The following is a 20,661-nucleotide window of genomic DNA, read 5'->3' on the forward strand; positions in this document are numbered from 1 at the left end:
GGAGAGCGAGTATGTGCGGAATAGTTGGACTGTATTTAAAGAATTCGGCCATGGAGAGTCAGCTGGGCGCTCTGTTCGAACCGATGTTGTTGGCCATGACCGACCGTGGGCCGGACAGTGCCGGTTTTGCGATTTACGGCGATGAAGTCTCCAAAGAGATGATCAAGTTCACGTTGCAGCATGCCGACGAGCATTATCCGTGGCATGACTTGGCCGGCAAGTTGGAAGCCGACTTCGATACGCCGGTGTCGGTATTGCACAACGCCAATGCGGCGGTTTTGAAGCTGGAAGCGGAAGAAATGGCGGCTCGTGAAGCCATCGAAAAATACGCGCCTGACGTCAAGATCATGAGTGCGGGGCGTTCGATCGAAATTCTTAAGGAAGTCGGACTTCCAGAAGTGATTGCCAAGAAATTCAATCTTAAAGGCATGAAGGGATCGCACATTATCGGCCATACGCGGATGGCGACTGAAAGTGGTGTTTCCATGGAAGGTTCCCATCCGTTTTCGACCGGAAAGGATCTGTGCCTGGTGCACAACGGTTCCCTGTCCAACCATAACCGTTTACGTGAAGAGTTGAAAGCGAAAGGCATTCAATTCGAAACCGAAAACGATTCCGAAGTGGCCGCCGGGTATTTAACTTGGCGTTTGCGTGAGGGAGCAAGTGTTGAAGCGGCGCTTGAAGGTGCCATCGAAGATCTGGACGGCTTTTTCACCTTTGCCGTCGGCACTCAAAACGGCTTTGCCGTAGTGCGCGATCCGATTGCCTGCAAGCCGGCCGTTATCGCCGAAACCGACGATTATGTGGCGATGGCTTCGGAATACAACGCCTTGTCGACTTTGCCGGGCGTTGAATCCGCGAAATTGTGGGAGCCTGAACCGGGCAAAGTCTATTTTTGGGGCAAAGGCTAAGCATACAGCCCGTTTAAGGAATGAGGAAAGATCATGGAATTCGATTTAAAAAAACAAACCGTCAGAGAGTTGAATCAGGCACTGCACGATCTGCCTGAAAACTCCGAAGAAACGGTGGTGGTAAACAGTTTGAGCGGTGATCACAATGTGGCGGTCGGAATGGATCGGCCTGCCAAGATTACGTTGAACGGCCATGCCGGTTATTTTTGTGCCGGTATGAACCAGAAGGCGGATATCACCATCAACGGTAACGTCGGTCAGGGTGTGGCTGAAAACATGATGTCCGGCCGGGTTCACGTTAAAGGCAATGCCAGCCAGTCGGCCGGTGCGACCGCGCACGGCGGACTATTGGTGATCGACGGCGATGCGGCGGCTCGCTGCGGGATTTCAATGAAAGGCGTCGATATTGTGGTTAAAGGCTCGGTCGGTCATATGAGTTCGTTTATGGGCCAATCGGGCTGTCTGGTGGTCTGCGGAGACGCGGGCGAAGCCTTGGGCGACTCCCTATACGAAGTACATATCTACGTGAAAGGCGAGGTGGCTTCTCTAGGCGCGGATTGCGTCAAGAAAGAGATGCGTCCGGAACACATTGAAGAGCTGGGCGCATTATTGGAAGCGGCCGGTTGCGATGAAAAACCGGAAGAATTCACCCGATACGGATCGGCAAGACAGCTTTATCACTTCAAGGTCGATAATGCTTCCGCTTACTAAAAGCGTCACAGTGCCCATTAAAAGAATACGAAAAGGAGTCTGACATGACTGTTAAACAACCAGGAATGATTGAATCGGCAACATTTACACGTGACGTTATCCACGAAATTCAACGTGCAGCCGACACCGGTATCTATGACATCCGAGGTTTCGGTGCGAAGCGTAAGGTCCCGCATTTTGACGACCTGCTTCTACTGGGAGCGAGTATGTCGCGTTATCCTTTGGAGGGGTATCGCGAGAAGTGCGGAACCGATGTGGTATTGGGAACGCGTTTTGCCAAAAAACCGATTAAGCTGGATATTCCGATCACCATTGCCGGGATGAGTTTCGGTGCTTTGTCCGCCAATGCCAAAGAAGCGTTGGGACGTGGTGCAAACATGGTCGGTACCAGTACCACAACCGGTGACGGCGGCATGACGCCGGAAGAGCGCGGTAACTCAAAAACTTTGGTATATCAATATCTTCCTTCGCGTTACGGGATGAACCCGGACGACTTGCGTAAGGCGGATGCGATTGAGGTGGTATTAGGCCAGGGCGCCAAGCCGGGCGGCGGTGGAATGCTGTTAGGGCAGAAGATCACCGACCGTGTCGCTAAAATGCGTGACCTGCCGAAAGGGATCGATCAGCGAAGCGCCTGCCGTCATCCTGACTGGACCGGCCCGGACGATCTGGCGATTAAGATTCAGGAATTGCGGGAGATCACCGATTGGCAAGTCCCAATCTATATCAAGATCGGTGCGACCCGTACTTATTATGACGTCAAGCTGGCGGTAAAAGCCGGTGCGGACGTGATTGTCGTTGACGGGATGCAGGGCGGTACCGCTGCGACTCAGGACGTTTTCATCGAACACGTCGGAATCCCGACCTTGGCGGCGATTCCGCAGGCTGTGAGAGCATTGCAGGAGATGGGTATGCACCGCAAGGTACAGTTGATCGTTTCCGGTGGTATCCGCAGTGGTGCCGATGTGGCTAAAGCAATGGCGTTGGGTGCCGACGCAGTGGCGATCGGTACGGCCGCGCTGGTGGCACTAGGTTGTAACCATCCGAAGTGGAGCAAGGAATATCAGAAGATCGGTTCGGACGCCGGTTTTTACGACGACTACCATGAAGGTAAGTGTCCTGCGGGGATTTCTACTCAGGATCCGGATTTAGCGGCCAGATTGAATCCGGAAGAAGCGGGCAAGCGTTTGGCGAATTATCTGAATGTATTGACGATGGAAGCCCAGACGTTGGCGCGTGCTTGCGGTAAGTCGCATCTACACAACCTGGAGCCGGAGGATTTGGTGGCCTTGACGGTCGAGTCGGCTGCGATGGCCGGTGTGCCTCTGGCAGGAACCGATTGGATTCCTGGACAGTTGCGTTATTAATTTTTACCTCAGAAGGTGTTTCAGCCGGTAAGTTCCAGCCGGTTTTTGATAGGGCGGATAAGTGAATACTTTCCGCCCTTTTTTTATGCTTGATTATTGTTCATTTGATACTGTATTTGAACACGCCGAGATTGGTTTGCTGCCATCCCTGATGACGGTAAAATCCAATGGCCGGTTGGTTGTCTTGATCGTACACCAGTTGCGCACGGGTGCATCCCTGAGCTTTACTCCACTCCAATACCGAATCCAACAGTCTTTTTCCGATTTGTCTGCCGCGCATTTCCCCGGCCACCACTAAGTCTTCAATCCAAGCCGATTTGGCACCTTCCGAGGTGGAATAAACCCATTGAGCACTGCACATTCCGACCACCCGGCCATCGTATTCGGCCACTTGAAAACGGCAATGATCGTCTTCAAGAAGCAGTTGGATGCCTTTAGCTTGTTTGGCGGCGTCGAAAGCAAAGTCCTCTTCCAATGCGAATAATGATTCAAGCAGGCCGACCATTTCGGTTATATCCGAGAGTTCGGCCGGTCTAATGTCTACGTTCGTCATCGATTGTTTTCCTGTTTAAAGATGTTTAATCAATCAAGCCTGTCTAAGACAGGCCCGATTGGTTAAGCATATTTAACGTAGAAAGCAAAAAGCCGCAATAAATTGCGGCTTTTCGATTTTGCTATTCTCTTTCTAGAGTTAGTTTTTATTAGCAAATTCAGGGTATGCTTCCATACCGCATTCTTCAACGTCCAGACCCTCAAGTTCCTGATCTTTAGTAGGACGAAGTCCCATCGTTTTCTTGATGATATATAGCACCACGAAAGAAGCGATGAACATCCATGCGAATGTCGCAACCGTACCGATCAACTGACCCATGAAAGTCGCGTCTGAGTTACTGAATAGTACCGCGAAGATACCCCAGATACCCGCTGTACCGTGTACAGAGATTGCACCAACAGGATCATCCAGTTTCATCTTATCGATAGCGATAACAGACAATACAACGATCAGACCACCCACGATACCGATGAATAGAGCCAGACCAGGAGTCGGCGCTAAAGGTTCTGCAGTGATCGATACAAGACCGGCTAGCGCACCGTTGATTGTCATTGTAAGGTCAGTTTTACCGAATAGTACACGACCTAGCAATGCAGCAGCGATCATACCACCGGCAGCAGCAGCGTTGGTGTTAACGAAAACAGCCGCTACAGCGTTTGCTTCGTCGACGTTCGAAACCATAAGTTCCGAACCACCGTTGAAACCGAACCAACCCATCCAAAGGATGAACATACCCAATGTCGCCATTGGTAGGTTAGCACCAGGAATCGCGCGCACTTCACCGTTTTCACCGTATTTACCAATACGAGGACCGACTAGGATAACCGCAGCCAAAGCCGCCGCTGCACCAGCCATGTGAACAACAACAGAACCGGCGAAATCTTGGAAACCTAGCTGATCCAACCAGCCGCCGCCCCATTTCCAGTAACCTTCCATCGGATAGATGAATGCAGTCATAACAACCGCGAAGATTAGGAATGGCCATAGCTTCATACGCTCGGCAATCGCACCGGAAACAATCGACATTGTTGCAGCGGCGAATACAGCCTGGAAGATGAAGTCAGACATTGCTGAGTAGTAAGGAGCGCCTTCACCGCCGGCAACGACAGCGTCAACAGTGTGATCTGCACCCAACATGAATGAAATGTTAGGTAGGTATGCACTGATTGGGTCGCCAGGATACATGAAGTTGTAACCGACGATCAGGTACATGGTACACGCAACACTGTAAAGCAGTGCGTTCTTGGTTAAGATTTCAACTGTGTTCTTGCTACGAACCAGCCCCGCTTCAAGCATTGCGAAACCAGCGGCCATCCACATGACAAGCACAGCGCTCATTAAAAAGTAAAAGGTATCCAGTGCGTAGGATAACTGTGACAAATTTCCTTCCATAATTTACTCCAAAATTCGCTTATAAAGCTTCATCCCCTGTTTCTGATGTACGAACTCGAATGACCTGCTCTAATGGCAAAACGAAAATTTTCCCATCACCGATCTTTCCAGTACGCGCCGTTTCTGCAATGCATGTGACGACCTTTTCCAAGGCGTCATCCGACACTGCAACCTCAATCATTATCTTGGGAACATAGGAGATTTCATACTCCGCCCCGCGATAGATCTCTTTTTGACCTTTTTGGCGACCATAACCCTTAACTTCGATCGCAGTAAGTCCATAAGTACCCAATTCTGATAGGGCATCACGAACGTCGTCCAACTTATAAGGGTTGATGATCGCTTTAATTAAATTCATGTACGATCTCCTCCGGTAAATGAAATAATGAAAAAGAGCCAACTTACTGATTGAAAAAGTAATTTGGCTCTAAGGTGGGTATGGAACAAATACCCAGGAGGAATAAGAAAGTTTAATTCCAGGAAATATTTTCCCTTTTAAAACAAGGGGATATGTAATATTTTTAGATGTTGGCGTGGTGATAGAAAGAAAGGTGCACCATAATGACTGTAATAATAATCAGTCTGGTGCGTTATTGCCGTAGTAGATGATGTTCAAAAAGCGAATCGGAACTTCGATGAGTTCTTCCGGGCCATGAGAGATTCGAGCATCGTAAGTTAATGAGTCGCCGGGTTTCATATGATAGGTCTGTTTTCCGTGGCGGTAGATCATTTCACCTTCTAGTAGGTGCATGAATACCGTGCCTTCATGACTGAAAGCGGGAAAGATTTCGCTTTTATTGTCGAGCGAGATCAAAAAAGGTTCAAAGGTTTTATGTGGGCCTGTATCGTAAGCCAGCAGCTGATAAGTGTGACCGACTTTAGTTCCTCTACGCACGACTTCCAAGGCTTCTTCGGCCTTAACCAGTTGGGCGCCGCCTTCTTCGTCGGAATCGAACTCTTTGAAGAAAGAGGAGATAGGTACGCCGAGCGAGCGTGAAATTTTTAACAGTGAATCCAGGCTGGGAGAAACTTGAGCGTTTTCGATTTTACTTAACATGCCGCGGCTGATACCGGATTGATCCGAAACTTCTGCGATAGTCAGCCCTTGTTTTTTTCTGACGTTGTTAATGACTTTGCCAATATAGATATCGAGTGATTGATTTTGCTTTCCGCTCATAGTGTTTTTGCCTTAATACGATTTTTTGGTCATTAAGTTAAAACGAATTATACAGAAAATGACGCAGAGGCTTTTGAAAAGATGCTTGAAAAAAGCTTGAGGAGTGGGAAAAGAGGAGCGTTTTTGCTGGTTTGGAGGGGGAAGTGTACTTTTTTGTCGACGATCGTAAATAAAAAAGCCCGGCTTCAACCGGGCTTTTAAAGATTTAGTTTAAAGCGGTCAAAATTGCTTTTTCAACATCGGCAATGCTTTGAGTACCGTCTACTTTCACGTAGGTCAGGCCGGAATTATCTGCCGCCATCTCGGTGTAGTAGTCGATAAGCGGTGCAGTTTGTTCATGGTAGACGTTCAAACGGTCTTTAACGACTTCAGGCTTGTCGTCATCGCGTTGCACCAGGTCTTCCCCGGTAATGTCGTCTTTACCGTCCACTTTAGGCGGATTGTAGACGGTGTGATAAGTTCTGCCCGAAGCCAGGTGAGCGCGTCGCCCCGACATACGGTTGACGATCTCTTCGTCCGGAACGTCGATCTCGACGACGGCATCGATTTCAACGCCGGCAGCTTTTAGAGCGTCCGCTTGAGGTACGGTACGCGGGAAGCCATCCAGCAAGAAACCGTTTTTGCAGTCTTCTTCGGCGATGCGGTCTTTAACCAGTCCGATAATGATTTCATCCGTGACCAATTTACCGGCATCCATAAACTCTTTAGCCAGTTTGCCCATTGGCGTGCCGGCTTTGATCGCAGCGCGCAGCATGTCGCCGGTCGAGATTTGAGGGATGTTGAATTGTTTGGTTAAGAATTGAGCTTGAGTGCCTTTACCGGCTCCCGGTGCGCCAAGAAGGATGAATTTCATTGGAATTTCCTGAGGTTAAGTGAATAATCGGTTCAAATATGCGGCATATTATACGGCTATATGACGAGATTTAAAGTGCCGCTTGAATCCGTTCGGAGGTCACTAGGATTTTGACGACAATAATTGATCTATGGTGCGTTGCGCCTGGTGTTCGTAATGGCCGCCGAACAGGTTAAAGTGATTCAGAATATGGTAGAGGTTGTAGAGCGGTTTACGCTGTTGGTAACCGGCATCAAGCGGAAAGACTTCATTGTAACCGCTGTAAAAAACCGCTGAAAACCCGCCGAATAATTCGGTCATAGCGAGATCGGTTTCGCGATCGCCGTAATAACAGGCCGGATCGAAAATCACTGCATCCCCTTGTTCGGTGAAGGCGCTGTTGCCGCCCCATAGGTCGCCGTGTAACAGCGATGCTTCCGGTAGGTAGTGTTCGAACCAGGCAGGCAGTTTGTCTATTAATAGAACGCCTTGGTCGTACAGCGAACGCGAAGCGCCGCGCAATTGAGCTAACTCCAGTTGCGGACGCAGGCGCTGTTCGCCGTAAAATCCTATCCAGTCACTGTGCCAGCGATTGGACTGTAAAGTATGGCCGATATAATTATCCTCAAACCAGCCGAAAGGTTGCGGGTCTCGATGTATTTGATGATGCATCAATGCCAGATCGCGTCCGCGTTGAAAATCGTCGCCGTGCGAAGTTAATTGCAGATATTCCATCAACAGCCAAGCCTGATGGTTGTGCAGTCCGAATCCTAGGGGTTTTGGGCATAGGATGCTGCCGGATTTGGCGATGGCCTCAAGGTTGTGGGCCTCGGTCTTAAACATCGGCAGTGCTTCGGCACGGTTGAGTTTGACAAAAAAATTGCCTTGCGCGGTATGGAGTCGATAGGCTTGATGAATGTCTCCGCCCGCAACCGGAGCGGCCGTTTCGATATGAAAATCGCGTTCGAGAGACTGACTTAGCGTATCTGAAAAATCGGACCAATCCATTTGTAAGTCTCCCGTTTTGTCGTGCAGATTCAGAATTGCATGGGCAATTACTTGAATAACTCTTCCGTGATCTGACGAATCTTGGTTTGAGTGATATCCGGAACCTTGGGTGCATTATCCTCTTTGAAGACCTCGAAGAATGCGCCCGGCGTGTCGGCAGGAACCGCTTCACCGGTGTCCGGATTAATCGGCACATTGACCAGTCCGTCCGGACGGGCAAACGGTACGTTTGGAGAATCCGCGAGTGCGACACGCATGTAATCGATCCAGATCGGCAAGGCAGCACGTCCGCCGACTTCTCTGCGTCCAAGTGTGGACGGTGTGTCGAATCCAACCCAGACCGTCGTTACCACATCCGGATTGAAACCGGAGAACCACGCGTCTTTTTGATCGTTGGTGGTACCGGTTTTACCGGCGATGTCTTCGCGTTTGAGGATATTGGCCTGTCTGCCGGAACCGTATCTGATGACATCCTGCATCAGCGAGGTCGTGATGTAAGCGGTTTGCGGACTAATCACGCGCGGCGCACTGTTCGGATCGTCTTCCATACACTGTACCGCACAAGCGGTTTTCGGTTGGGCGCGGTAGATGACGTCGCCGTTGAAGTCGCGCACCTCTTTAATCAGGTACGGGCTGATCTTATAACCGGTATTGGCGAAGGTTGCATAAGCCTGCACGATCTGCCAAGGCGTGAACTGCGCGCTACCCAAGGCTAACGACAGGTCGCGGTGCTTGTTCATCTCTTCTTCCGGCAAGCCGAAACGCTGCACGTAATCGACGGTGTAGTTGATGCCGATTCGTTGCAATAGTCGGATTGAAACCAGGTTGCGCGAGTAAGCCAACGCTTTACGCAAACGGGTCGGGCCGTAGAACTGTCCCGAATAGTTTTCCGGACGCCAGACGTCTTCCAGTGCACGGTCGTGGAATACAACCGGTGCATCGTTGATGATGGTTGCCGGGGTCAGCCCTTTATCGAAGGCAGCTGTATATAAGAACGGTTTGAAGTTCGATCCCGGTTGGCGTTGGGCTTGAACCACACGGTTGAACTTGCTGCGGAAGTAGTCGAAACCTCCGACGAGTGCAAGAATTTGTCCGTCTTTAGGCGAAATCGAAATCAAAGCCGCTTCGGTTTGTGGGTCTTGAGCCAGTTGCCATTGACCGTTTAGTTCCTGTAAATAGATGATGTCGCCGACTTTCAAAACATCCTGAGGTTTGGTCGGTTCAGGTCCCATTCGGTTGACGTCGATGTAAGGCGCCGCCCATTTCATGGTTTCGAAAGGCAGGCTGATGTCTTTTCCGTCCAGCATTAACACTTTGGTGTCGGTTTTAGCGAATTGGGTAACGATACCGGTTTTGAGGTGGCCGTATTTAGGCACTTCGTTAAGCACCTCTAACAAGGCTTCACGGTCGCTCATTTCAGTCGGTGTCAGGTGTTTAATCGGGCCGCGGTAACCGTGACGGCGTTCGTATTCCTGCAATCCGTCTCTAACCGCCAGATTCGCTTCGTTTTGTAAACGGCTGTTGATGCTGGTGACGATAGTCAGCCCTTGTTTAAGTGCGTCTTCACCGAAGTGCTCTACCGCAAAGCTGCGAGCCATTTCAGCAACGTAGCCGGCTTCAATGTCGATACGTGCTCCAATGCGTTGGGCATGGACTTCGACGGACTGAGCCTGCTGCATCTCTTCTTCGGTGATGAAGCCCTGTTCGTACATACGGCGCAATACATAGTTACGGCGCAGCTTGGCTCGATCCGGATCGGCGATCGGATTGTAGGCGGATGGCGCTTTCGGTAAACCGGCAATCATCGCGTATTCGTCCAGAGACAGTTCGTTGATTGGCTTGCCATAGTAGGTTTGCGCCGCTGCGGCGACTCCGTAAGAGCGGTAGCCTAGGAAAATTTTGTTGAGGTAGAGCGCCAGGATTTCCTGTTTGGTAATTTCATTTTCGATTTTATACGCGAGAATGATCTCGTTGAGTTTGCGCAGATAGGTCTTTTCTTTGGTTAGGAAGAAGTTACGAGCCACCTGCATGGTGATGGTCGAGCCCCCGGATTTCTTGCTTCCGGTAGAGACCAGTTCGTAAACTGCACGTGCTAGACCTTTGAAATCGACCCCCCCGTGTTCGAAGAAGCTTTCGTCTTCTGCGGAGATGATCGCTTGAGTCATACGCTCGGGAATTTCAGTGTAATCCAGAGGAATACGTTTTTTGGTTCCGATCTCGCTAATCAGTCTGCCGTCTTCGCTGACGATACGAAGAGGCACTTGATAGGTAACGTCTTTTAAAGCGGTTGCATCAGGCAGGGTTGGATAGACGGTGAACACATAAACCATCATCGCCAATAGCGGCGTCACGAAGAAACTGATAAATACGGTCAACCAGACAAAGCGTTTGAGTTTACGTTTTGGCTTTGTCGGCGTTTCTGGTTGTGAATCTGGTGATTGAGGGTTTGTGTCGCTCATAAGTGCTCTGGTTTTGCCGTTTTAACTGGTTTATTAATTAGTTATCAGACGTTGAAAACAGTCGTCATTATACCTTCTTATTATTTGAAAAGGCATGGGACACATTAAAAGTAATCGATTCTAAAATGCAAAAAGCCCGGCATTTGCCGGGCTTTTTAATTCTCAAGCTACTTTAAAGGGGAGTTGCTTAAGAGTTCTTGCTGTAACGACCGCTTTTGATGTCGCTCCACATCAAATACAAGTTACCTACTAGGATGAAGGCAATTGCAGAAACAACACCGATGACACCGATAGCAACCTGGATAGATTGTGGCAGGATATCCGCCCAAATTCCTAGTAGAACAGCTAAAGGAACCACTACCGCTACAACGATGGTTAATAGCATTTTTATTAAATTACTCATAGTAATGCGCCTCAGATAAAATATTATTGGTTTTATAACAGTTGGAACTATACTTTTGTTAAAGTCGAATTTCAAATAAAAATGATTGATTTCAATCAAGAAATACAGCTAATCCATTTCCGGTTCAGGATGTTAATTAATTGATTATTCAATATTTTGCACTTGTTCGCGCATCTGTTCGATCAGTACTTTGAGTTCAACGCCGATTTGCGAAGTGCGGCTATCGGCCGATTTGGAACCCAACGTATTGGCTTCGCGATTAAGTTCCTGCATTAAAAAGTCGAGTCTGCGGCCAATAGCGTCTTTCGACTCCATGACGTGACGTACTTCCGTTAAATGCGTGCGCAAGCGGTCCAACTCTTCATGCACATCCAGCTTTTGTGCCAGAATCGCCACTTCCTGATGTACACGCATTTCGTCGAACTCTTCCAGTAGGCTGGCGATACGCTGCCTTAACTTTTCGGTTTGAGTGGCGATGATTTCCGGTAGCAATTGTTGCGCTTCGTCGATATAACCGTCAATCGCATCGCAGCGTTGCAGGATGATCTCTTTTAAGGCGGCCCCTTCCCGCAAACGGTGTTCGTTCAGGGCGGTGATGGTTTGCTGCAATCCTGCGAAAAGATCCGTTTCGCGCTGCTCCAAGACGGTTTCGTCAAGTTCGTCGCTGCCCAACACGCCCGGCCAGTTAAGGATTTCCAACGGATTGACTTGAGTCGCTTCCATTAAGGTTTGCTGTACTTCACAGACCGCTTGCGACAAGGGCTGAAGCACGGCCTGATTGACCTTGAATGCCTGATCGGATTGGTTGTCGTATACTTTTAGGCTGACTTCGACCTTACCTCGATGGAGTAACTGTTTGAGTTGGTCGCGGATTTTCATTTCAAGGTGACGTTGGTTGTCCGGTAGCTTGAAATACGTTTCCAGATAGCGTTGATTGACCGAACGAATTTCCCAGCTGAAATTACCCCAATCCGTCGTTATTTGCGTGCGTGCGAAAGCGGTCATGCTTTTCATCGTTAGACTCCATCGTCCCACTTAAAAGTGCCTTGGTTTATAATGCATCCCATTCTACCGCTTATTAAGAGAAAGGGAACAGTGCGAGTGTTCATCGTCTCGGCTACGGCGATTGATTCCGATTAAATTTTAAAGGATGTACTGGAGAAGGGAATGAATCAGGTTGTATTGGCTACCGGTAATGCAGGCAAAATTAAGGAAATGACGGAAATCCTGCAGCCTTTGGGTTGGGGGGTGAAACCGCAGTTCGAGTTCTTTAAAGGTGAAGCCGACGAGACCGGATTGTCGTTTATCGAGAATGCGATTTTAAAAGCACGTTTTGCTTGCGAGCAAACCGGTTTGCCTGCGATTGCCGATGATTCCGGTATTGAGGTGACGGCGCTGCAAGGACGTCCGGGTATTTATTCGGCACGTTATGCGGGGCAGAAAGCCAGTGACGAAGACAACTTGCAGAAACTGCTGGCGGATATGGACGAGGTGCCTCCGTGTATGCGTCAGGCGAGTTACTATTGTGCAATGGTGTTTTGTCGTCACGCCGCCGATCCGACGCCGTTAATCGGATTGGGTCGCTGGAAAGGCGAAATCGGCCACGAACCGAAAGGCGACGGGGGGTTCGGTTACGACCCGATCTTTGTTCTGCCGGAACTTGGAAAAACCGCGGCGGAAATCTCCAAGGAAGAGAAAAACCGCGTCAGCCATCGTGCTCAGGCGTTGAATGCGTTGGTAGAGCAAATCAAAGGGTTGGGACATTATTAGGATTCGATCAAAATCCGTGTTCCAAACTGAACAGGCCCGGTCGGAATGTTTCGAACCGGGCCTGTTTGGTTTTACGTGATGTTATTTAAATCCAGACCTCTTCGGCATATTCGACGATATGCACGGTTTTATCCAGTTTTTCCTCAATGACCTGTTTGAAGATTTCTTGTTTGTCGCGTTCGCCGTGAATTAAAAATACCTTGCCGAGTTGTTTAAACTCCTGCATCCACTGAATCAGTTCGTTTTGATCGGCATGGGCGGAGAAACCGTTGATCATATGAATTTTGGCGCGTACTTTGATTTTTTCTCGGTAGATGCGAATCTCGTCGGCACCGTCAACCAGTATTCGACCAAGCGTTCCTTCGGCCTGATAACCGACAAACAAGACGCTGTTACGTTGGTTCCAGAGGCGGTGTTTGAAGTGATGTAATATGCGTCCGCCGCTGCACATGCCGCTTCCAGCGATGATGATACAGCCACTTTCTTCATCGTTGATGCGGATGGAATCTTCGCCTTTCAGGGTGTACTCGAGATAAGGAAAATCGAATACCGAACCGTCGCGATTGAATAGCTCATTTGCCGACTGGTTAAGGTCGTTGCGGTAGCGATTATAGATCTCGGTGGCGCGGATCGCCATCGGCGAATCGACATACACTTTGCACGGCGGCAGTTCTTTGTCGTAATACATCTGTTTCAGCAGTACCAGGATCTCTTGAGTACGTTCGATCGCAAACGACGGAATCATCACGTTCCCTTGATTGGTCAAGGTTTCTGTAATCGCTTGTTTGAACTCTTCAATGCTGGATTCCAGCGAGCGATGGTTGCGATCGCCGTAGGTCGATTCGATGTAAAGTGCGTCGGCGTGTTCGACCGGTGACGGTGACGGCATTACCATATCGTTACGGTTTCCCAGGTCGCCGCTGAAAACGACGGTCTTACTTTCGCCGTTTTCTTTGAAATCGATTTGAATGGTAGAGGAGCCGAGAATATGACCGGCGTTGCGGAACGTGACCTGTACCTCGTTAGTAACGTTGATCGGTTTATCGTAATCCGCGTACTGGATATTTAGGTCGAACACGTCACGTACGTCTTCGATGGTGTAGAGCGGTTCTTTGACCTGGTCTTCTTCACCGCGGCGCAGCGCTTTTTTCAGTTCGGTTTTATGATCTTCTTCGGCGATCTTGGCGCTGTCGAGCAGAACCACTTCAGCTAGCTCCATCGTCGAACGCAGAGTGATGATGCGGCCGTCGAAGCCTTCTTTTACCAACTTCGGTATGCGTCCGACGTGATCGAGGTGCGCATGGGTAATCAGCAATACATCCACTTCTTTCGGGTCAAATCCAAATTCCTCGGAAGAACGTTTTTCGACACGGCCTTGAAACATACCGCAGTCGACAAGGATTTTGGGTCCGTGCTTTAGTTGTAGAAAATGGCAGGAGCCGGTGACGGTTTCCGCCGCGCCAAAAGATTGAATTGGAGTCATGAAACTGTTCCTGAAGTAAATTGAAACGCCGCGCCACTATAACATCGATTGATTGTTTATGACTTGAGCAAAATCAACAGGCCTGTCGGTTCTGTCGTCGCACTGATTTTTTCGTGATGAGTGCTATGAGCGGCGTCTTTAGAGTTTTGGTTGTAATTATTGATAATCCAGCGTGACGTTAACCCCTTTGTTGGATATCAGGTAATCGCGCCCCATGCCGCTGTTAGCCATGGTGCCTTTGATGTTGTGTTGTCCTCGAACGACACGGCCGACAGGGATGACCTGGCCGTCCTTAACGCACTGGGAAGAGGATAAATCGTATTCATAACGTAAACGTTGCTTGTTTAAAAATGCGTTGGCTTCCAGGATGCACCCCTTGGCTTGACCTTGGGTAACCCGCATGGAGACTTTTTGCGGTTTGTCGCCTTGAACGGCGTTTAAAAGTATGGCTCTGGTTGGCGGTTCGCCGGCGTACGCGGGTAGGATTAAGGTGAGTAATGTCAGGTTGATAACGCTTAAAATCCAATTTTTCAGATTCATCATGAAGTCCTCCGGCGGATATTTGATGACTGTTAAAGCGGTTAAGCTTATTTAATGAATCGCTAAGTAGACGTGAAAAGTAGTAAAAATTATCGTCCATATAGTGATAATTAAGTATCTCCTAATGTTTAATTCAATTTCAATGAAAACAACCATTTAATTTCTACTGTTAAGCATAAAAACAAATGATAACCCTAGCAAAATAGCCGATATTGAAGAGGTGAAAGGGAGTAGAATAATCGGCAAATACAGACGTGTTGATTTTATTGTTTGAGAGTTTTTTGTGAATTTTACCCAACCGATTCCTTTGAGTTTATATGTGCACTATCCGTGGTGCGTACAGAAATGCCCATATTGTGATTTCAATTCTCACACTCTGAAACAAAATGCCGACGAAGCCGCATACATAGAAACTATGTTGAAACAATTGGAGCAGACGTTGCCGCTTATCTGGGGACGCCCTATCAAATCGATCTTTTTTGGCGGCGGCACCCCGAGTTTGATTTCCGAAGCCGGACTGAACCGTTTTATGTCGCAAGCGCGCGCTTTGTTGGGATTCGGGCCGGAAATCGAAATTACCTTGGAAGCCAATCCGGGGACGGTTGATTTCGGTAAATTCGACGGTTTCCGTCAGGCCGGAATCAACCGGCTTTCCATGGGTATCCAAAGTTTTGCCGACGACAAGCTGCAAGCTTTGGGACGTATCCACAGTTCGCAAGAGGCGCACAAAGCCATCGAAGCCGCGCGTAAGGCGGGGTTTGAAAACTTCAATCTGGATTTGATGTTCGCTTTGCCGAACCAGTCTTTGGAACAGGCGATCGCGGATGTTGAAACCGCCATCGAATTTGAACCGCCGCATCTTTCCCACTATCAATTGACCCTTGAACCGAACACGCCGTTTTACAAGCAGCCACCAGTGTTGCCGGACGAAGATCTGGCGTGGGAAATGCAGCAGGCCTGCCAGCAGCGTTTGGCCGAAGCCGGTTATCGGCATTACGAAGTTTCCGCTTATGCCCAGCCTAATCGCGCTTGTCGTCATAATTTGAACTACTGGGAATTTGGTGACTACATCGGTTTGGGTGCGGGCGCACACGGTAAAATCACTTCGCCGCCGGAAGGCAAGATTTGGCGGACTCAGATGCCGGCATCGCCCGGAGGTTATGTCGAAGAGATGATGCGTCCGAATCCGGGACGGATCACGTTGGTCGGCGAGATGGATGCCGTATTCGAATTCATGTTAAATGCATTGCGTTTGCAGGACGGTTTTGATTTGCAGTTGTTCAATCTCCGAACCGGGTTGCCGTTAAGTTTGATTCAGTCGCAATTGGATGAGATGGAATCAAAGCGTTGGGCGCAGATCGAAAATAACCATTTGCGTTTGACCGCTTTGGGTCAACAATATTTGAATGATGTGGTAGGGTTGTTTTTATGAATTCACACGAAGATACAAATCCGGTTTCTGCTGAAAGTACGGCAGATAACCAGGCGCCTATGAAAGCGTCGCATTCCGCCAAGCTGTTCAAGTGGTCCAATCGCTTGATTATGATCGGAGCGATCATTCCGATTTTATTGTTTTTGGGTTTTGCCGCAGCCATCAGTTTAATCGACTTCAATCAGTATAAGCCGCAAATCGAGCAGGAAGTGGCGCAGCGTAGCGGACATGAACTGAAGATCGAAGGTGCGATTGAGGTTTCGATGTTTCCGTTCACGTTTACTTTGGGAGAGGTCTCGCTAAAGAACGAAGAGAAGTTTGCCGACAAGTTCGCTCAACCGAATCTAATGTCGATCAAGAAAGTACGGGTTGAAGTATCGTTGTGGGATTTGTTTATTTTCAAGCGCTTGTCCGTGATCGGTTTGGAGTTGATTGAGCCGAGTGTCGTGTTGCTGATCGATAAAGACGGCAACAATTGGCACAGATTGGCACAGCTGACCGCCCCTAATAGTCGAATGGCCGATGACACGTTTGAACGGCGTTTTGCCAATGCGACTTTGGAGGATTTACCAAAACTGTTTCGTGTCGCGCAATCGGTAGAGGGTTCCGCACAGGAATCTGAAATCGGTACGGCACAGAAACAAGCCTTGCCGGCTGCAGAAGATTTGCCGGACGTAACATCTTCCATTCAATCCGCAAAGGCGGATTCCTCAAATGCCGTGGCGGAAGTGGACACAGCCATCGAGCCAGTCGAAGAAGAGGCATTTGGTTGGCATTTTCAAAGTGTGGTCGTTAAAAAAGGCCATTTTGAGGTGCAGGATGCCGTATCCAATCATCAGGCAGTGATTTCCGGGTTGAACCTGTTGGCGTTCGATGTCACGTTAGGGCGGCCGTTTCAGGTTCGTACCGATTTTGCTTATCACAATACGTTGAGAAAACGTCATTACGAATTTGATTTGACCGCATTTATGGATATTAACAAGGACTTTTCGCGCTGGCAGGTGACGGATTGGCAGGGCGTGTTTAAGCTGAGTCTGCCGGAAGAGTATAAAGTACCGGAAATGCGTTTGGTCACCAAGGGTGAGATGTTCGGTTTGAATTTGGTCGATAATCAGATTCAGGTCAGTCGGGTGCAGTTGGATGCGTTGGGTTCAAGAATTACGACTTCGTTTTCCGGGCAGTATGGTGGACAGGCGAACTTGTACGGGACCATGACCGTAAATGGTTTTAATGTTCAGAGTTGGGGGCGGCATTTGGGTGTCAGGATGCCCGAATTCGTTAACCCTAAGGCCTTAACTGAAATTAAGGGGCAGGTTGATTGGGAGTTGTCGGAGGACAAGCTTGATTTAAACAATGTTGCTTTAACTTGGGACAATTCGACTTTGAAAGGACGACTATGGCGTAAAGCGACGCCTAAAGTCGAGTACGCTTACGATTTCAGTATCGATCAATTAAACCTCGACGATTATCGTGCCTACTCGATGTTGGCCGAAAAGCAAACTAAGGTGCCGAATACTGAAAAAGCGAAAACGGCGGATACAAGGCCTTCGAAAGAGATTGCGAGCAGCAATACGCAAAGAGAAACGTATCTGCCGCTAGCGGTGCCGATTTCCACATTGAGAGAACTCAATGCAAACGGCAAGCTGGTCATTGGAGACTTGGTGGCTTCCGGCGTCAAGGTGCAAAACTTGACGGTGGAATTACAGGCTCAAAAAGGCAAATTGAAACTGGCGCCGTTTGATGCGGAACTGTATCAAGGGCAATTGAGTTCGAAAATAGAGATGGATGTTAACGGCACGACGCCGGCATTCCGCTGGCAAGGTCAATTGCAGCAAGTGGAGATGGGGATGTTGTTGCAAGACGGCTGGCAGACCAAGCCTTTAGACGGTCGTATGAGTTCCCGGTTTAATTTGTCGACTTTGGGAAGCAATCCGCAAGCACTTACTCAGAATATGAACGGTGATCTGAATATGTCTTTGGATAAAGGGCATTTTTACGGCGTTGATCTTGATAAGTTGTTGTCGGGTAAAACCGTCACTGCCGACGATAAGATGGCTTATAACGACATCCTACTCAAGGGCTCCGTTAAACAAGGGATTTATAAAGCGAAAACGTTAAGCGTGACGGCTCCGCGTTTTAAAGGAAACGGTGCCGGTATTCTGGATTTGAATAAGGCGACGATCGATTCGAATCTGAAAGTGCTGGTGACGAATCCGCCGAAAGCTTTAGCGCATTTGAAAGGCATGAAAGTGCCGTTGCGTTATAAAGGCCCTTTGGAGCAGGCGCAGTGGAGTGTTAATTTGCAAAGCCTGCTTAACGATCCGGCAAATCAGCAGAAGCTGGTGAATCAGCTGAAGGCTTTGCTGCAGTAGTTAACAAGCGTTTTCGGGCGGATTTTCGGAGTATTCCGAATTTGCCGCCGGAAGAACAGGATCGATATGTAAAAGGAGCGCTTGATTAAGCGCTGACTTTCTCGAAAATCAAATCCCAAACGCCGTGTCCCAGGTTATGGCCGCGTTGTTCGAATTTAGTCAGCGGGCGGTAGTCTGGGCGCGGCGTGTATTCGCCTTCAGCCTGAGTATTACGGAAGTCTTCCGCCGCGCTCATCACTTCCATCATGTGTTCTGCATAATCTTCCCAGTCCGTTGCCATATGGAAATGTCCACCCGGTTTTAGGTGGCCTGCAATAGTTTTGACGAATTGCGGTTGGATGATACGACGTTTATTGTGGCGTTTCTTATGCCATGGATCGGGGAAGAACAGGTAGACTGCCGCCAAACTTGCTTTTGGAATGCATTTTTCCAAGACCTCGATCGCATCGTGATTGAAAACGCGGATATTGGTCAGGCCTTTCTCTTCGACCAGTTTCAGTAAAGCGCCGACACCCGGTCTATGCACTTCGATACCGATGTAGTTTTGCTGAGGGTTGGCTTCGGCCATTTCCGCCAGGCTTTTACCCATGCCGAAACCGATTTCTACAATCGTCGGCGCTTCACGACCGAATAGTTCGCTTAAGTCGAGTAATTTATCCGTGACTTCCAATCCGTATTTAGGCCAGTTGTTGTCCATGGCGCGTTGCTGCGATTGCGACATGCGTCCTTGGCGTAACACGAAACTTTTGATGCGTCGTTGCTCTGGTGTGGTGGATTGGTTTTGAGTATCGTTAGTGGAATCTGTCATGAGGCTGGGTCTATTTAGTATCTAAATAAAAGTGAAAAGTAAAATTTCGGTATAGTATACCGTATCTTTTATGCCGCAGTAGCGGCTCTTTTTGGGATTGAAAACAGTTTTAAGATGCACGAATTTTCCGAAAAATTATTAGCCTGGTTCGATATACATGGCCGCCATGATTTACCTTGGCAGCAGGATAAAACCGCTTATCGCGTTTGGGTTTCCGAAATCATGCTCCAGCAAACCCAGGTGAAAACGGTCATCCCCTATTACCAACGATTCATGCAATCTTTTCCCGGTTTACGGCAGTTGGCGAATGCCTCTCAGGATGAGGTTTTGGCGCATTGGTCCGGGTTGGGTTATTACGCCCGGGGACGCAACCTGCATAAAGCGGCACAGATGATAGAGCAAGAATATGGCGGAGAGTTTCCGGCCGAGTTCGACGAAATTGTTGCATTGCCCGGCATCGGAAGATCGACGGCCGGTGCCATCTTATCGATCGCGCACAAAAAACGTTATCCGATTTTAGACGGAAACGTTAAGCGGGTTTTGAGCCGTTACCTTGCAGTGGAAGGGTGGCCGGGCGAAAAGGCGATTGAAAGCCGTTTGTGGGAGCAGGCTGAATTGTTCACGCCCGAACAACGTTTTGACGACTATACCCAGGCGATCATGGATTTGGGGGCGACTTTGTGTACCCGTTCCAAGCCCGATTGCGAAGCCTGTCCGCTAGCGGCCGGGTGTGCCGCCTTGCAGCAGAATCGAGTGACGGACTTCCCTTATTCAAAACCTAAGAAAACCAAGCCGGTTAAGCAGGCCAATTTATTGATGTTGCTTAATGAGCGTAATCAAATTTGGTTAGAGCAAAGACCGCAAAGCGGGATTTGGGGCGGATTGTGGAGCTTGCCGCAGTACGATTCTATCGATGAGCTTGAGAGGGCTCTGGGACCGACGTTGCAAAGTCGTGTAGGTTCCAGGCAGAGTTTGGTAAAATGGGAATCATTCCGCCACACGTTTAGCCATTATCATTTGGATATTGAGCCGGTAAAGCTCGAGCAGGTGCAAGAAGTTCCTGCGGATTGGCTTGGTGAGTGGCATAACCTTGAGCAGGCTAACGAATTGGGCCTGCCTGCCCCGGTGAAGAGTTTGCTGGGACAATTGGAGAGAGAATTATGACAAGAATGGTCAAGTGCGCAAAAATGGGCGAAGAAATGGAAGGGTTGGATTTCCTTCCTTTCCCGGGTGAGTTAGGTCAGAAAGTGTTTGATAACATCTCTAAAGAAGCATGGAAACAGTGGTTGGCTCAGCAGACTATTTTGATTAACGAATATCGTTTATCAAGTTTGGATCCTAAGGCCCGAAGCTTTTTGCAGGAAGAGATGCAGAAGTTTTTGTTTAATGACGAAGACATTGATATGCCGGATGAGTTCAAAGCGTTGTAACGCATAGAATCAA

General features: G+C 48.8%; 20 protein-coding genes. 8 read left to right on the forward strand and 12 right to left on the reverse strand.

Annotated elements, in window-relative coordinates:
- Positions 1-11: 11 nt before the first annotated feature.
- From ABY044_RS07330 to ABY044_RS07340, 3 genes are read left to right on the forward strand one after another with little or no spacing between them, the layout of a single operon-like run.
- A complete protein-coding gene (locus ABY044_RS07330; protein WP_373019575.1) occupies positions 12-911 on the forward strand; it encodes a glutamine amidotransferase family protein in 900 nt (299 codons plus the stop codon).
- Positions 912-944: 33 nt separating this feature from the next.
- Positions 945-1,622, forward strand: coding sequence for a protein glxC (locus ABY044_RS07335; RefSeq protein WP_373019576.1), 678 nt, complete (start codon positions 945-947; stop codon positions 1,620-1,622).
- Between the two features lie 44 nt (positions 1,623-1,666).
- The gene (locus tag ABY044_RS07340; RefSeq protein ID WP_373019577.1) at positions 1,667-2,989 is read left to right on the forward strand and encodes an FMN-binding glutamate synthase family protein; all 1,323 of its coding nucleotides are present in this window, start codon (positions 1,667-1,669) and stop codon (positions 2,987-2,989) included.
- A gap of 100 nt (positions 2,990-3,089) precedes the next feature.
- Here the strand turns inward: ABY044_RS07340 and ABY044_RS07345 are convergent, their stop codons facing one another.
- From ABY044_RS07345 to ABY044_RS07385, 9 genes are all read right to left on the reverse strand, one after another.
- Entirely contained in the window at positions 3,090-3,542 is a 453-nt protein-coding gene (locus ABY044_RS07345; RefSeq protein WP_373019578.1) for an N-acetyltransferase family protein, read from the reverse strand.
- 138 nt (positions 3,543-3,680) lie between these two features.
- Entirely contained in the window at positions 3,681-4,934 is a 1,254-nt protein-coding gene (locus ABY044_RS07350) for an ammonium transporter (RefSeq protein WP_373019579.1), read from the reverse strand.
- A 19-nt stretch (positions 4,935-4,953) separates the two neighbouring features.
- Positions 4,954-5,292 carry a P-II family nitrogen regulator gene (locus ABY044_RS07355; RefSeq protein WP_373019580.1) on the reverse strand — a complete coding sequence of 113 codons (339 nt, stop codon included), beginning with the start codon at positions 5,290-5,292 and terminating at the stop codon, positions 4,954-4,956.
- A 219-nt stretch (positions 5,293-5,511) separates the two neighbouring features.
- Positions 5,512-6,111: a helix-turn-helix domain-containing protein gene (locus ABY044_RS07360; protein ID WP_373019581.1), complete on the reverse strand. Its 600-nt coding sequence runs from the start codon at positions 6,109-6,111 to the stop codon at positions 5,512-5,514.
- Between the two features lie 205 nt (positions 6,112-6,316).
- Positions 6,317-6,964: an adenylate kinase gene (gene adk / locus ABY044_RS07365; protein ID WP_373019582.1), complete on the reverse strand. Its 648-nt coding sequence runs from the start codon at positions 6,962-6,964 to the stop codon at positions 6,317-6,319.
- Positions 6,965-7,066: 102 nt separating this feature from the next.
- Positions 7,067-7,951, reverse strand: coding sequence for a fructosamine kinase family protein (locus tag ABY044_RS07370; RefSeq protein WP_373019583.1), 885 nt, complete (start codon positions 7,949-7,951; stop codon positions 7,067-7,069).
- Between the two features lie 47 nt (positions 7,952-7,998).
- Positions 7,999-10,410, reverse strand: a complete 2,412-nt coding sequence (locus ABY044_RS07375; RefSeq protein ID WP_373019584.1) for a penicillin-binding protein 1A — start codon at positions 10,408-10,410, stop codon at positions 7,999-8,001.
- A 187-nt stretch (positions 10,411-10,597) separates the two neighbouring features.
- Positions 10,598-10,813: a hypothetical protein gene (locus tag ABY044_RS07380; RefSeq protein WP_373019585.1), complete on the reverse strand. Its 216-nt coding sequence runs from the start codon at positions 10,811-10,813 to the stop codon at positions 10,598-10,600.
- A gap of 144 nt (positions 10,814-10,957) precedes the next feature.
- Positions 10,958-11,827 carry a YicC/YloC family endoribonuclease gene (locus tag ABY044_RS07385; RefSeq protein WP_373019586.1) on the reverse strand — a complete coding sequence of 290 codons (870 nt, stop codon included), beginning with the start codon at positions 11,825-11,827 and terminating at the stop codon, positions 10,958-10,960.
- 153 nt (positions 11,828-11,980) lie between these two features.
- On the opposite strand from ABY044_RS07385, the gene rdgB reads away from it, so the two are divergent.
- Complete coding sequence (gene rdgB / locus ABY044_RS07390) at positions 11,981-12,583, forward strand: RdgB/HAM1 family non-canonical purine NTP pyrophosphatase (protein ID WP_373019587.1); 603 nt, start codon at positions 11,981-11,983, stop codon at positions 12,581-12,583.
- An 85-nt stretch (positions 12,584-12,668) separates the two neighbouring features.
- Here the strand turns inward: rdgB and ABY044_RS07395 are convergent, their stop codons facing one another.
- Together ABY044_RS07395 and ABY044_RS07400 are read right to left on the reverse strand one after the other, a co-directional pair.
- Positions 12,669-14,066: an MBL fold metallo-hydrolase RNA specificity domain-containing protein gene (locus ABY044_RS07395; RefSeq protein WP_373019588.1), complete on the reverse strand. Its 1,398-nt coding sequence runs from the start codon at positions 14,064-14,066 to the stop codon at positions 12,669-12,671.
- 156 nt (positions 14,067-14,222) lie between these two features.
- The gene (locus tag ABY044_RS07400; protein ID WP_373019589.1) at positions 14,223-14,609 is read right to left on the reverse strand and encodes a hypothetical protein; all 387 of its coding nucleotides are present in this window, start codon (positions 14,607-14,609) and stop codon (positions 14,223-14,225) included.
- Positions 14,610-14,889: 280 nt separating this feature from the next.
- On the opposite strand from ABY044_RS07400, the gene hemW reads away from it, so the two are divergent.
- Both hemW and ABY044_RS07410 read left to right on the forward strand, forming a co-directional pair.
- The gene (hemW, locus tag ABY044_RS07405) at positions 14,890-16,038 is read left to right on the forward strand and encodes a radical SAM family heme chaperone HemW (RefSeq protein ID WP_373019590.1); all 1,149 of its coding nucleotides are present in this window, start codon (positions 14,890-14,892) and stop codon (positions 16,036-16,038) included.
- The gene (locus tag ABY044_RS07410) at positions 16,035-18,410 is read left to right on the forward strand and encodes an AsmA family protein (protein WP_373019591.1); all 2,376 of its coding nucleotides are present in this window, start codon (positions 16,035-16,037) and stop codon (positions 18,408-18,410) included. The genes hemW and ABY044_RS07410 overlap by 4 nt, the downstream gene beginning before the upstream one ends.
- An 85-nt stretch (positions 18,411-18,495) precedes the next feature.
- Here ABY044_RS07410 and trmB read toward each other — a convergent pair whose 3' ends face one another.
- A complete protein-coding gene (trmB, locus tag ABY044_RS07415; protein WP_373019592.1) occupies positions 18,496-19,218 on the reverse strand; it encodes a tRNA (guanosine(46)-N7)-methyltransferase TrmB in 723 nt (240 codons plus the stop codon).
- Positions 19,219-19,332: 114 nt separating this feature from the next.
- On the opposite strand from trmB, the gene mutY reads away from it, so the two are divergent.
- Positions 19,333-20,382 carry an A/G-specific adenine glycosylase gene (mutY, locus tag ABY044_RS07420; protein WP_373019593.1) on the forward strand — a complete coding sequence of 350 codons (1,050 nt, stop codon included), beginning with the start codon at positions 19,333-19,335 and terminating at the stop codon, positions 20,380-20,382.
- Positions 20,379-20,648, forward strand: a complete 270-nt coding sequence (locus ABY044_RS07425) for an oxidative damage protection protein (protein WP_373019594.1) — start codon at positions 20,379-20,381, stop codon at positions 20,646-20,648. Before mutY ends, ABY044_RS07425 begins: the two co-directional genes overlap by 4 nt.
- The last annotated feature ends 13 nt before the right edge of the window (positions 20,649-20,661 follow it).

This window comes from Thiomicrorhabdus sp., assembly GCF_041583835.1.
GTDB lineage: Bacteria > Pseudomonadota > Gammaproteobacteria > Thiomicrospirales > Thiomicrospiraceae > Thiomicrorhabdus.